The organism is Draconibacterium sediminis (assembly GCF_000949475.1).
Lineage (GTDB): Bacteria > Bacteroidota > Bacteroidia > Bacteroidales > Prolixibacteraceae > Draconibacterium > Draconibacterium sediminis.
In genome coordinates this window covers 300,938-313,728 of sequence record NZ_JRHC01000003.1, presented here as the reverse complement: position 1 = coordinate 313,728, position 12,791 = coordinate 300,938, and the positions used below count along the sequence as shown (strand labels likewise).

General features: G+C 41.5%; 10 protein-coding genes. 6 read left to right on the top strand and 4 right to left on the bottom strand.

Annotated elements, in window-relative coordinates; genetic code table 11:
- The first annotated feature begins 67 nt into the window (after positions 1-67).
- The 4 genes from LH29_RS13725 (at position 68) to LH29_RS13710 (ending at position 4,495) form a co-directional block, all read left to right on the top strand.
- The gene (locus LH29_RS13725; protein ID WP_045030728.1) at positions 68-586 is read left to right on the top strand and encodes a DUF5362 family protein; all 519 of its coding nucleotides are present in this window, start codon (positions 68-70) and stop codon (positions 584-586) included.
- 335 nt (positions 587-921) lie between these two features.
- Complete coding sequence (gene ettA / locus LH29_RS13720) at positions 922-2,607, top strand: energy-dependent translational throttle protein EttA (protein WP_045030727.1); 1,686 nt, start codon at positions 922-924, stop codon at positions 2,605-2,607.
- Positions 2,608-2,849: 242 nt separating this feature from the next.
- Positions 2,850-3,602, top strand: a complete 753-nt coding sequence (locus tag LH29_RS13715; RefSeq protein WP_045030725.1) for a hypothetical protein — start codon at positions 2,850-2,852, stop codon at positions 3,600-3,602.
- A 275-nt stretch (positions 3,603-3,877) separates the two neighbouring features.
- A complete protein-coding gene (locus LH29_RS13710) occupies positions 3,878-4,495 on the top strand; it encodes a hypothetical protein (protein WP_157493695.1) in 618 nt (205 codons plus the stop codon).
- Between the two features lie 753 nt (positions 4,496-5,248).
- Here the strand turns inward: LH29_RS13710 and LH29_RS13705 are convergent.
- Positions 5,249-6,385: a cellulase family glycosylhydrolase gene (locus LH29_RS13705; RefSeq protein WP_045030723.1), complete on the bottom strand. Its 1,137-nt coding sequence runs from the start codon at positions 6,383-6,385 to the stop codon at positions 5,249-5,251.
- Between the two features lie 343 nt (positions 6,386-6,728).
- Between LH29_RS13705 and LH29_RS13700 the strand changes: the two genes are divergently transcribed.
- Together LH29_RS13700 and LH29_RS13695 are read left to right on the top strand one after the other, a co-directional pair.
- The gene (locus tag LH29_RS13700; protein WP_052670937.1) at positions 6,729-8,132 is read left to right on the top strand and encodes a glycoside hydrolase family 140 protein; all 1,404 of its coding nucleotides are present in this window, start codon (positions 6,729-6,731) and stop codon (positions 8,130-8,132) included.
- 96 nt (positions 8,133-8,228) lie between these two features.
- Entirely contained in the window at positions 8,229-9,101 is an 873-nt protein-coding gene (locus tag LH29_RS13695) for a PIG-L deacetylase family protein (protein WP_052670935.1), read from the top strand.
- Between the two features lie 20 nt (positions 9,102-9,121).
- Here LH29_RS13695 and LH29_RS13690 read toward each other — a convergent pair whose 3' ends face one another.
- From LH29_RS13690 to LH29_RS13680, 3 genes are all read right to left on the bottom strand, one after another.
- Positions 9,122-10,162, bottom strand: coding sequence for a nuclear transport factor 2 family protein (locus tag LH29_RS13690; RefSeq protein ID WP_045030721.1), 1,041 nt, complete (start codon positions 10,160-10,162; stop codon positions 9,122-9,124).
- 371 nt (positions 10,163-10,533) lie between these two features.
- Positions 10,534-10,725: a cold-shock protein gene (locus LH29_RS13685; protein ID WP_045030719.1), complete on the bottom strand. Its 192-nt coding sequence runs from the start codon at positions 10,723-10,725 to the stop codon at positions 10,534-10,536.
- A gap of 48 nt (positions 10,726-10,773) precedes the next feature.
- Complete coding sequence (locus LH29_RS13680) at positions 10,774-11,937, bottom strand: DEAD/DEAH box helicase (protein WP_052670980.1); 1,164 nt, start codon at positions 11,935-11,937, stop codon at positions 10,774-10,776.
- Positions 11,938-12,791 lie beyond the last annotated feature (854 nt).

The following is a 12,791-nucleotide window of genomic DNA, read 5'->3' as shown; positions in this document are numbered from 1 at the left end:
CTGCGGCTGGCAAGCTGGCATTTACTCCATAATATTTACGAGAATCAAATTTTTCAAATTATAAAAAATGAATACAGACAACACCTTTAACGAAGAAACACTACCTACAGAGAACCAGGCGGAAGCAAAACCAGAAACACTGGAGCTTACCGAAGAAATTAACCACAACCTGCACAGCGCCGGAAAATGGAGCCAGTTTTTGTCCATCCTGGGGTTTATAGGAACCGGATTTATGGTATTGGGAGGAATCAGCGTGAGCATAATGACAGCATTTATTCCTGACACAAAACCAAACATTTTCCCGTTTCCGATGGCTTTATTCGGAGTAATATACATTGTTTTTGCAGGTGTATATTTGCTGCCCATTTTGTATTTGTTCAGGTTTTCAAACAGTATTAAACAAGCCGTTGCACTAAAAAAACAGGATCAACTGTCCATTGCTTTCAACAATCTGCGCGCGCATTACAAAACATTTGGCATTATCATGATTGTAATTATGTGTCTCTACCCCATCATGATAATTGGAATGGTGCTATTTGGAATATTCTCAGGATTGGGAGCCGCAGGTGGTGGAATTCCGATGTAATAAGGATTGAGGGATTGATGGACTGAAGGACATGCTATATTTAAGTCATTGGTCATCAGTCATTGGTCATTGATCATTGGATATTGGTCATTGGATATTGATTATTGTAAACCTGAAACTTTTACCTTTTTCACTTTTTACTTTTGCCTTTCTCTCCATGTAACTCTGAGCCTCCTTTGTGAAACTTTGTGGTACAGGTTGAAGAAGATTGTGAAGACAAAATTCTGACTACATGAGAATAATTAGGGATTATAAAAACTCGTAGCCGGTAACTCCGGCTGGTAGCTTCTCTCTAAACTATTTCTTATTTTTGCGGCAGAATAAAAACAAACAAAATGAGCGACGACAAGAAAATAATTTTTTCGATGTATAAGGTGAGTAAAACCTACCCACCAAGTAAAACAGTTATTAAGGATATTTCGCTTTCGTTTTTTCTCGGAGCCAAAATCGGTATCATCGGTTTAAACGGATCGGGAAAATCGACCCTGTTAAGAATTATTGCCGGGCAGGATGAAGCCTTTAACGGCGAACTGGTTTTTGCACCGGGTTATTCGGTTGGTTTGCTTGAACAGGAGCCACAGCTCGACGAGAGTAAAACCGTTATCGATGTGGTAAAAGAAGGTACGCAGGAAACTGTTGACGTATTGAACCGCTACGAAGAGATCAACCAGTTGTTTGGCTTGCCCGAGGTTTATGAGAACCCGGATAAGATGGACGAGCTGATGAAGGAGCAGGCCGAGTTGCAGGAAAAAATGGATGCACTGGATGCCTGGAACCTCGACAGCAAACTGGAGCGTGCGATGGATGCTTTGCAGTGTCCGCCAAACGATCAACCCATAAGCGAACTTTCAGGAGGTGAGCGCCGCCGCGTTGCCCTGTGTCGACTGTTGTTACAGGAACCCGATGTGCTGTTGCTTGATGAGCCTACCAACCACCTCGATGCCGAGAGTATTTTGTGGCTGGAAGCGCACCTCGATCAGTATAAAGGAACGGTTATCTGTATTACGCACGACCGCTATTTCCTTGATAATGTTGCTGGCTGGATTCTGGAACTCGACCGTGGCCAGGGTATTCCCTGGAAAGGCAACTACACCTCGTGGCTGGAGCAAAAATCAAAACGTTTGGAACAGGAAGAAAAAGGCAGTCAGAAACGCAAAAAAACACTGGAACGCGAGCTGGAATGGGTACGCATGGCACCAAAAGCACGTCAGGCTAAAAGCAAAGCCCGTTTAAGTGCTTACGATAAGATGTTGAACGAAGACGCCAAACAGAAAGAAGAAAAACTGGAGATCTTTATTCCAAACGGTCCGCGCCTGGGTGATAAAGTAGTTGAAATGGAAGGTGTAAAGAAAGGTTTTGGCGATAAACTGTTGTTTGAAGACCTGAGTTTTAAACTTCCGCCTGCCGGTATTATCGGCGTAATCGGGCCAAACGGAGCCGGAAAAACCACGCTGTTTAAACTGATTATGAAACAACTGGAAGCCGACGCCGGAAGCATTGACATTGGCGACACCGTAAAAGTAAGTTACGTGGATCAAACCCATGCAGCTATCGATCCGGAGAAAACAGTTTACCAGGTTATTTCAGGCGGAACGGAAACCATAATGTTGGGCAACAAACAAGCAAATGCCCGCGCTTATGTTGGGCGTTTTAATTTTAACGGTGCCGACCAGGAAAAGAAATGTGGCGTACTTTCGGGTGGTGAGCGTAACCGTCTTCACCTCGCGCTGGCATTAAAATCGGAGGGTAACCTGTTGCTGCTCGATGAGCCTACCAACGATATCGATGTTAATACACTGCGAGCGTTGGAAGAAGGTTTGGATAACTTTGCCGGCTGTGCCGTTGTTATTTCGCACGACCGCTGGTTCCTCGACCGTATTGCCACACATATTCTGGCGTTTGAAGGCGATGGACACGTGCATTTCTTTGAAGGTTCATTCTCGGAATACGAAGAGAACCGCAAAAAACGTATGGGCAACGAAACACCAAAACGTTTTAAATATAAAAAGCTGATGGCGTAGGAAGCTTAGTGATTCTCCATTTTTGTGAGTATAGCGAAACAAAAATGCGAAGTATCACTAGTCCCGACCAAGGCGTCGGGAACCGAAGTCGGGAGTCCGAAGTTAAGACCCGTTCTGTATGATTTAACGATTACAGAACGGGTCTTTTTATTTTCATCCTCGATAAAAACACCAATTCGTATTTTTATTTTGTTTTCTTATTGATTTGCGGTAACTTACTTAAGTAACTAAAAATTAATAAGATGAAAAGAATTGGCTTAGGATTGATCGTAATCCTTTTGGTTTGTACCATCCACACCACACAAGCACAGGAAAATGGTAAACAACTCTGGTATTGCTGGGAAGAAGAAGTGCATCCCGAGCATATAAACGAGTACTGGGAATTTAGTAAAGAACTGGCCCAGTTGTGTAAAGACGAAAATTACAAATACGAATTTTATGCCTGGACAACGGGTGATTTTAAGTACCAGTATTGGCACCCTATCAATTCATTAGCTGATATTGATGAACTGGAGAAAGATTGGGGTAGAATTATGGAAAAGTTTGGTGAAGAAAAAACAGGGAAATGGGTAAAAACCATGAAATCAAATTATTCGAAAACAATTACCGAATATGCTGAACTGAGTATAATCCCTGAGGTTAACCGCATCCCAATGGACAGTGTAAACTACATGGAATTCCAGGAATTTTATATCATTCCGGGCAAACAAAAGGAATTCAGAAGAATTATGAAAAAAGCGGTTGATCATATGAAAGCAGAAGGACATAACGATACATGGCGGGTTGCATCAGGAGAACTGGGCTACAACGGACCGGTTTTTATCGGATGGTCGTTCGGGAAAAACCAGATGGAATATTTAGAATACGATAAAGAGTTTTCAGAAAAATACAAGGACTTCTTTGAGGAATTGAATAAAGACTTTCTTAAAATCCTGAGAACGGTAAAAAGACATGATTCCTGGTACTTAAGGGATTTGAGCTATAGCAAAAACTAAAATTTCAGGACGAAACGCTGAACTTAAAAAGGCTTCATAATTTTCTTATGGAGCCTTTTTATGTAGAGCCTTCTAACACTTATACATCCGGAGAAAATTGAAGTTCCTTTTAATAAATATCCTATGAAATTCCTACCGACGACAAACTGGTTCTTATACAATCATAACTCAATGATATTGAACGAATAGCATTTTTTATTAAGTTTAACTTCTCAACTGAAAAGAATATCATTGACTTCAACTTAAAAACCGATTAAAAACTCAAAAATCTAACAATGAATTTTAAACTAAACCTTCTCATCGCTTCTGCGCTGACCACAACCGCTGTATTTGGGCAAAATTCCCCAAATTCCAATTCCCCATCTTCGGAGACTGAAAATGTTATGTACAAACATTCGATTGGAGCATCCCTGTTTATGCTCTATAATTTTTTTCCTGATGCAGCCGACTACTATTTATTGACTTATGGCTACCAGATTGATCAGAAGAATAGAATTTTTGTGGAGTTTAACACCTGGAAATACGAAGAACCGCTTGGCACTTACGGAGATTCAGACGAATTATATCCCGGATTTGTACGCGCCTATGGTATTGGTGCCGGTTACCAGCGATTTTTGTGGAAGGGTGTATTTACCACCATCCAGGCTACCCCTTTTATGAAACAGTATTACGATGTTAACGATGAAAAAATCCAGAAAGGATTTCAGTTGTATCTGCAGCTTATTGCTGGTTACCGTTTTGAAATTGCTAAAAAGCGGATTTATATTGAACCTGCTTACGCACTCAAATACTGGCCTATTGACACCAATTTCCCCGATGATTTTGCACAAGTTGAAAAAGGAGCACCCAAATATATTTTTGAACCAAGCCTGAATTTTGGTTATAAGTTTTAGAACGATTAAATCCAAACTAGCAGTATAACATATTCCACGTTGGGAATCAAAGACGATAGTTAAAGCCCTGTTCTGTACTAATTCTTTACATACAGAACGGGGCTTTTTCATTTATCACCACCTTACCGCATTAAACGCGGTCCACATCCCGACGAAGAGTCGGGACAGGCTCTCTTGACCTACCCTTTATACACATCTTTTTCTTATTTAAATTTCGTCCGGGAGTACCAATTAGCTTCGATCATTTTCTTTCACCGGACGATTCAAATCATATCATCACGACCCAGGGCGACGTAATTCGTTGAATTACTTTGCCCTGGGCTCAAATATTACGCACTTTCAGCGCTTATTCTTTTAATCAAATAAAATATTGGGCTGAAAGTCCGTATTAATTCAGCCCCGGGCAAACTCCCGATTCATCGGGAAAGTGGCGCCCGGGGTTAATGAGACGTATTAACAAAGGCGCAAATAGAAAAGTCAATTGAAAATGAAACCTAGCATGCGCCTCATTTAGAATTCCTCTTACAGAAATTATTAGTAAAATATTTGTTTATAAAGGGTAGTCTCTTGACAGGGGGAATAAACTCATCGCCTTTACGGACTATGCTGTTACATATCGGGATTTTGTTCCTCTATTTGGAACTGAAAGTCCGGAACTTTAAAACGTAGTCCGTAAGGACGATGATGAAATAAATCCTGAACACCAAGCGTAAAAAACTTGTAACTTGAAGCTAGAGGCTTGCAGCTTTTCTGCTAATACTTCTGCAACAACTCCAACAACTTGCGGTCAAGTTTATGGCCGTGCCAGTCTTCGTATTCAATGTCCTTTCGTCCGGAATCAAGCAATCCAAAATCGCCTCTGAAATTCCATAAGGCAAAACCTATATTGTTTTCAGCCAGCACGCTGAGCACATCTCCGAACCAACTCAGAAAAACATCGTGTGGTGTTTCGCGCCAGCATCCGCATTCGCCACAATGTACGCCTACCCCGTTTTTCACCGCATCGATCCACGGTTTATAAAACTCCTCAATGGTTTCGCGGCTAAAGTTTTTTCCGTCAATCTGACCCGGCCACACCGGCATTGGCGCATCATCAGGGTTTTCCCATACCCACGGAGCACGGTAATGCGATACATAATGCGGATAATATCCCCGGCAACTCTGACCGATTTCCAAATCAAAAATCTCAGGAATTACATCGGCCCCCACATTGTTTCCGTCGGCAACCACCAAATGGTTTGGATTATGGCTACGAATGGTTTCAAGCGCTGTTTTGGCCACTTTACGGTACAATGCCCCGGGAATTGGTCCACGGCGCGAAAACTGGTCGTTCATATCTTCACGGGTACATGGTTCGTTCACCAAATCGAAACTGATCTGCTTGTTGGAATACGAAGCAAAACGTTTAGCCCACATTCCCCAGTGCGCATAAAAAGCTTCCTGCGCCTTTTCGTCCTGCCACAAGTTGTAGGGCTCGTTAAAGCCGGCATTCACGCAAAATCCCGGCGCGCGGTGCAGATTCAAACTCACGTGCAGTCCTTGTTTATTGGCTTTATCAACCAATTGCTGAATGTTGTCCACTTCTTTCTCATCAAAATTCAATACATCATCTGGTGTAATATCTTTTGAAGAATCAAATTTGATGTAGCGCGGATACGCCATCGGGATGCGGACAAAGTTAAATCCCCAGTCGGCCATCCACTTAAAGTCCTCTTCGGTTGAGCCGTTGGAATTACTGCCACGGGCGGGTGAAAAATAATCCAGCAGGTTAAATCCCCGCCAATGTGGTAAAGCATTTGTAATTTGTTGTTGGTGAGCAGACAAAGTGCCCGCCATACTAACTCCGGCAGTTACCAGCCCGGTAGTTTTTATAAAATTTCGTCGTTGCATAGTAGGTTTAAATTGGTTTTTCTCTCAAAGATATCAGATTCTGTTAAATTCATTGTTTTTCGGTATTGTTAAATGCGTTCACCACATTAACGCTGTATTCGCGGTCCCCTTCCCGATGAAGAGTCAGGACAGGCTCTCCTGACAGGAGAAGAACAATTGTACTAAAAATCAAGGTAATTGAAACAACTCAATTTTAATATTTTTATAGAACTAAAATTTGCTAATTTGGTATCAAAAATTTCTAATTCGGTTATTGAAGTACACAGTTCTATTATCTAATCCGTTTAATCTAGATTAACCGATGCAGACATTATTTCGACTAAAAACATCATCCTGAAAAATCATGGTAAAGACTATCATCATTATCGCCTTATCGCTTTTTACACTTGTTACTAATTTAAATGCACAGAGATTAATGGTTAGCCAAAATGGCCGGTATTTGGTAACCGAAAAAGGAGATCCTTTCTTTTGGTTAGGTGATACTGCCTGGGAGCTATTGCACAGATGTGACAGCAATGAGATAAATTTGTACCTGGAAAAAAGAGCATCTCAGGGCTTTAATGTTGTGCAAACTGTTGTTTTGGCTGAATTGGATGGACTCAACACCCCAAACCCTTATGGAAACACTCCTCTAAAAGACAATGACCCCCGTTATCCAAATGATGACTATTTTCAACATGTCGACTATGCCATCGCCAAAGCTTCTGAATTGGGGATGTATATTGCATTACTGCCGACATGGGGTGATAAACTGAATAAGAATAGTTGGGGAGAAGGGCCAGAGGTGTTTAACTTAGCTAATACCAGATCATTTGGTGAATATATTGGAGCCAGGTATGCGGATTGCGACAATGTAATCTGGATTATCGGTGGTGACAGAAATCCCCGGGAAGATTCACAGGATGTGGCAATATGGAATGCAATGGCTGAAGGAATCGCATCAATGGCAGGTGGATATGAAAATACCTTAATGAGCTACCATCCTCAACCAAAAGAAGGCGGAGGTTCTTCTACCTGGTTCCACAATGAGCAATGGCTCGACTTCAACATGCATCAAACAGGACACTGTGCCAATCAGGGTACTTACCTGCATATTAAACACGACTACAATCTTCGTCCAATAAAACCGGTATTGGATGGCGAACCGCTTTACGAAGATCATCCCAATTGTTTTAATGCAAAAGAATTAGGTTACAGTATACCTGACGACATAAGGCGAATAATGTATTGGAATGTATTTGCAGGTGCGTTTGGTCAAACATACGGATGTCATGATGTATGGCAAATGTATAAACCAGATAAAACTCCGGTAAACCACCCCTTACGTCCCTGGCCCGAAGCGCTTGATTTGCCAATGGCCAATCAAATGAAACATTTAAAAAACTTAATGCTGTCACGGCCTGTCTTAACCCGCATACCTGATCAATCCATGGTTTTGGATTCACAGCCTGAGGATAACAATTATGTTATTGCTACGCGAGATGGTAATGGTACTTATGCTATGATTTATTTTCCGACGGGAAAAACAACAGCCCTTGATTTCTCGGAGCTTAGAGGGCCAACTTTTAACAGTTGGTGGTTCGATCCCCGTACCGGAAATTCCTTCGAAGGGCCATCAATTGATAAATCAACTAAAACAAAAATAAAACCACCAACGTTCGGTAAAGGACATGATTGGGTGCTTGTTGTGGATTCTGCACAGGAGTTTTATAACAGACCCGGAAAGATGGTTTACCACAAAAAATAGTCTCCTCATCTAAGCGTTTAACGTGTCATAAATTTTATGTAATAATCCCCAAAAAAACATAACTTAGAAACCTAAATAAAACTAAACTAACTACTTATGAGAACTTCGATCTTAGTCCTTTTATGCTGCTTTTTTGCTTTTACCACCCATGCACAGCATTCAAAAATAAATGTGGTTGTTATTGGCGCCCATCCCGACGATGCCGACGTTGATGTTGGTGGCACCGCTTACCAGTTTGCGCAAATGGGGCACAATGTATTGTTTGTTTCGCTGACCAACGGCGATGCCGGACATTTCAGCAAGGGCGGTGGCGCACTGGCCAAAATAAGGATGAAAGAAGCTGAAGAAGCAGGGAAAAGAATTGGGGTGACGTATAAAGTTCTCGACAACCACGACGCGGAGTTGATGCCAACACTTAAGTTACGCCACGATATCATCCGTATCATCCGAAACTGGAATGCCGATGTGGTCATTACACACCGCCCGTACGATTACCACCCCGACCACAGAAATACAGCCATCGCCGTTCAGGATGCAGCTTTCCTGGTAACCGTACCCAATGTGGCTCCTGATGTTGCGGCACTAAAAGTGAACCCGGTATTTTTGTATTCGCACGATAATTTCCAAAAGCCCAATCCTTTTCAACCTGATATTGCTGTTGATATTTCAGCCGTGTACGATAAGAAAGTTTATGGAATGGCAGCACACGAGTCGCAGTTCTTTGAGTGGCTTCCATGGTTGAATGGCGTGCTGGAAGATGTTCCGGATAGTGAGCAAGACCGACTGGAATGGCTGGGAAAAATGCGTTTAATAACCGTCACTCCTGCCATGCGTAAATCGTTGGAGAAATGGTACAACACCGAAACAGCTGAAAAAGCATCAGCAGTGGAAGCTTTTGAAATATGCGAATTCGGCCGGCATCCTTCCGATGAAGAGATACGCACCTTATTTCCAATGTTAGGGAAGTAAAACTATTTTAGTTAGCTCAACTAAGGGCTAACGTAGTTGGGATCTACCGCACTTCGATAGTAGTCGCGAAATCCGGTTACAACCTCGCTAAGTCCGGGAACGCCAAGCATTACATCGCCCTCGGTATAATAATCGCGCGAGTAATAGGTTTGTGTGGTACCCTCAACAAATTTTACAATTGACATACCCGGAGCATTAAATGCAGCTCCGTTAAATTCGCCCGACATGGTCCAGGTTGCCATATAAATATCGTCACCAATAGTCTCCTCGTCTATAACGGTGTACAACTCTGACGATCCGGCAAACAAACGCCCAAGAAACATCGCCATAGTGTCGGGACCATAAATATCAACTATCGGATCGTGATATTCGTAGTCAGTCTCGAGAAAAGGAAGCACATTTACCCAGTTTCCGGCATGAATTTCTACCAATTGACGCCCCACAACAAGTTGGTCACTGCTAATTTGATCCTGCGAACTCATTTGGCTTTTTACCATGCTTACTTCATCAGGCGGTGGCAACGGACATTCGAAAGTTGGATCAACAGCACAGCGATAGAAAGTTCTGAACCCCATAATTGCCTCATCTAAACCGGGAGTGGTAGCCATTATATCGCCTTCGGTATAGTAGTCGCGCTGATAATAAACCTGCGAAGAGTTGGGCATAAACTTGAAAATGGAAATGCCTTTGGCCTGGTACGGAACACCGTTGAAAGTACCAGACATGATCCAGGTGGCAGTATAAGTATTATCCATGAGGGTTTCATCCTCAACAATTGTTGACAGATTGGGAGAGGCGCCAAGAATCAGCTGATTCAGGAATGCAGTCATATCCTGAATTCCGTTAATGTCAACAATCGGATCGTGATATTCTACATCATCGGTATAGTACGGAATTAATTCTGCTACGTCAGATGCCTGCATTTCGAGTAAAGCACGCCCTACCTCCAGTCGTTCCTGCTCAAGCTCACCATCTTTTTTATCCACGTCTGAACAGGCCTGGGGAATTAAAAATGCAATGATGCCAGCAAAAATTGCCAATAGTTTAATAGACTTTTTCATGTGTAACCTCCTTTGTTTTGGTTAATTATAAATCGGCTGCAAGCTACCTTTTCAGGCTCGTATAATACTGACTAACAACATGCTGCAGCTCCAATAATTACATAAGTTATGAAAAATACTAATCATTTGAAATACCAGTTTCAGAATAGCTAAGATGAGATCACAAAAAAACTCCCATTCCGACGTATTTAAGCAAGCTGGTCCACTCCCCTTATCCATGTTCTCAGATCATTCGTTAAGCAGGTGCATCAGGCATCTCAGGCATCTCACTGTTTGTCAGTTTTTGTGATCCTTCAAAGCTTACTTTTTTTACAAAAAAAAAGGATTTCGGCAAAGCCAAAATCCTTTTAATTCGTATAGTTGTTTTACTATTAAACAAGCTCAACATTCACGGCATTCTCGCCTTTTTTGCCCATTTCTTTGTTATACTTTACCTTGTCGTCCTGGGCAATTTCATCAATCAAACCTGTGTGGTGAACAAAAATATCTTCACCTGTTTCGTTTGCTGTGATAAAACCATAACCTTTGTCGTTGTTAAAAAACTTTACTGTTCCTTCAATCATAATCGTAATCTTAAAAATTGTATTTATATATATGTGCTTGTTCGTTTATTAATTAACGAACGTATAAGCCATTCCTTTTTTTCCGGCGCGGCCGGTTCTTCCGATGCGGTGGATATAACTATCCATTGTTTGCGGAAGTTGATAATTGATAACATGGGTCACTCCATCCACATCTATACCACGGGCTGCCACATCGGTAGCTACCAAAACCCGCGTTTTACCCATCTTAAACATGCGTATAGCTTTTGTGCGGTAGTTTTGTGATTTATTCCCGTGTATTACATCCGAATTGATGCCCACTTTGCGGAGCTGCTGACTTATTTTGTCGACATTCCGTTTTGTCTCGGCAAATAAAATTACCCTTTCAAAACCTTCGCTGTTCAATAAATTATAAAGCACTTCAAATTTATTCTCGTTTGCCCCAACCCTGATAATATCCTGTTCCACCGTATCGGCGGCATTATTTAAACTGCTTATGTTTATCCGTACAGGGTTTTGAACGAATTGTTTAATGAGATTTTGCTGCGCTTTTTCGTAGGTAGCCGAAAATAACATCGTCTGCTTACGGTTTTTCATCAGTGCAATAATCTTCTTAATATCGTTAATGAATCCCATATCCAGCATGCGGTCGAATTCGTCGAGCACCAATATCGGTGTGTTTCCAAGGCGCAATGTCCCTCTCGATGTTAAATCGTTCAGACGGCCCGGAGTACCCACGATCAGGTTTTGTTTTCTCCGTGCTTTGCCCATGTCGGTGTTAACACTGGTTCCGCCAATAAAACATGCCGAAAACAGTTTGTGCCCCCTGGTTAACGATTTAAATTCATCTTCAACCTGCTGGGCGAGTTCGCGGGTTGGAACAACCACCAAACACGTGGTAGTATCATCGGCCAGCATTTTTTCGATTACCGGAATTAAAAAAGCACCGGTTTTACCCGTTCCTGTGGCTGCAATACCAATCATGTTACGGCCCGCAATCAAATCGTTTATCGATTTTTGTTGTATTTCGGTTGGTTCCGTGTAGCCCTTCAGGCGGATATTATTTTTTAAACTGTCGCTAAGCGGCATTTCGCTAAAGCTTTGTTCGGCTACAAAAGGAGCCGTTTCAACGCTTACAGCCTGTTTTACCAGTAAATTTGGGTTAATAGTAGAAACGGCTTTCTTTCGTGGAGCGCGATTTCTGCTAATGTTTTTATATCTGTTGTTATTCATGTTCTTTAATTTATTATCCGGCCTATCCGGACAATCGTTTTTGTATTCATTATTATTTTTGGAATATGCTTCAGAAGGAAGTATTAACGCCTTAGCAGTTGGTGCTGCCCGGCTTAAACAATGGCTGCGGTGTTTTAATTTCCGCACATTGTACTGTCAATAAGGTGTTTTCTGAAACATTGTGGCCCAATAAACTTTTAAGAATATATAAAGGCCGGAGATTCAACATATTGCCATATTTATACGTACGACAATTGTTTTTTATGCTGTATAATTTGTTAACCTGCTTTAATGCTTTGTAATAAAGGGAAACCAGTGATGGTAAGTGTGATAAATTTTTAATAATTCAACTAATTAATTTCTACAATTTCAATTTCAAAGAAATAAGTAAAATTGAAACGTCTTCAGAAAATTATTGTGAACAATTAAACCTGGAACGGATACTGTTGTGCCTTTTTAGTGGCAGAATATTTTACTAAACTATGAACTGCTGAATAAAAATCAGCGCTGCAAAGCTACTCAAATAATCCCAACCACCAAATTAAAAAGCATTTAGCCCGATAATAGCCACCAAAACGTATCATTCTTGTCGTTTAATTGATAAAGCAACCACCAATGTTAACTATTTCTGTCTCACCGCTTATTGGGTTTACCATATTATGTTTACATTTATTGCGCTATAACATTCAACGGTTGAATACGCACTTAAATAGAGAATTTATACAGAAGGTTGGGTTACACGCACTAATGGGCATTATAACCCAACCCTACAATATGAAAATAACGTGACTTGTTGGATTACACATACCCCGCTCGCGCCGATTTGCAATCGGTATGCAATTCGATAGAATTGA

Bases quoted from the DNA above. Each gene is read 5' to 3' on its own strand.
- LH29_RS13725 (WP_045030728.1), top strand. From the start codon at position 68: ATGAATACAGACAACACCTTTAACGAAGAAACACTACCTACAGAGAAC.
- ettA (WP_045030727.1), top strand. From the start codon at position 922: ATGAGCGACGACAAGAAAATAATTTTTTCGATGTATAAGGTGAGTAAA.
- LH29_RS13715 (WP_045030725.1), top strand. From the start codon at position 2,850: ATGAAAAGAATTGGCTTAGGATTGATCGTAATCCTTTTGGTTTGTACC.
- LH29_RS13710 (WP_157493695.1), top strand. From the start codon at position 3,878: ATGAATTTTAAACTAAACCTTCTCATCGCTTCTGCGCTGACCACAACC.
- LH29_RS13705 (WP_045030723.1), bottom strand. From the start codon at position 6,385: ATGCAACGACGAAATTTTATAAAAACTACCGGGCTGGTAACTGCCGGA.
- LH29_RS13700 (WP_052670937.1), top strand. From the start codon at position 6,729: ATGGTAAAGACTATCATCATTATCGCCTTATCGCTTTTTACACTTGTT.
- LH29_RS13695 (WP_052670935.1), top strand. From the start codon at position 8,229: ATGAGAACTTCGATCTTAGTCCTTTTATGCTGCTTTTTTGCTTTTACC.
- LH29_RS13690 (WP_045030721.1), bottom strand. From the start codon at position 10,162: ATGAAAAAGTCTATTAAACTATTGGCAATTTTTGCTGGCATCATTGCA.
- LH29_RS13685 (WP_045030719.1), bottom strand. From the start codon at position 10,725: ATGATTGAAGGAACAGTAAAGTTTTTTAACAACGACAAAGGTTATGGT.
- LH29_RS13680 (WP_052670980.1), bottom strand. From the start codon at position 11,937: ATGAATAACAACAGATATAAAAACATTAGCAGAAATCGCGCTCCACGA.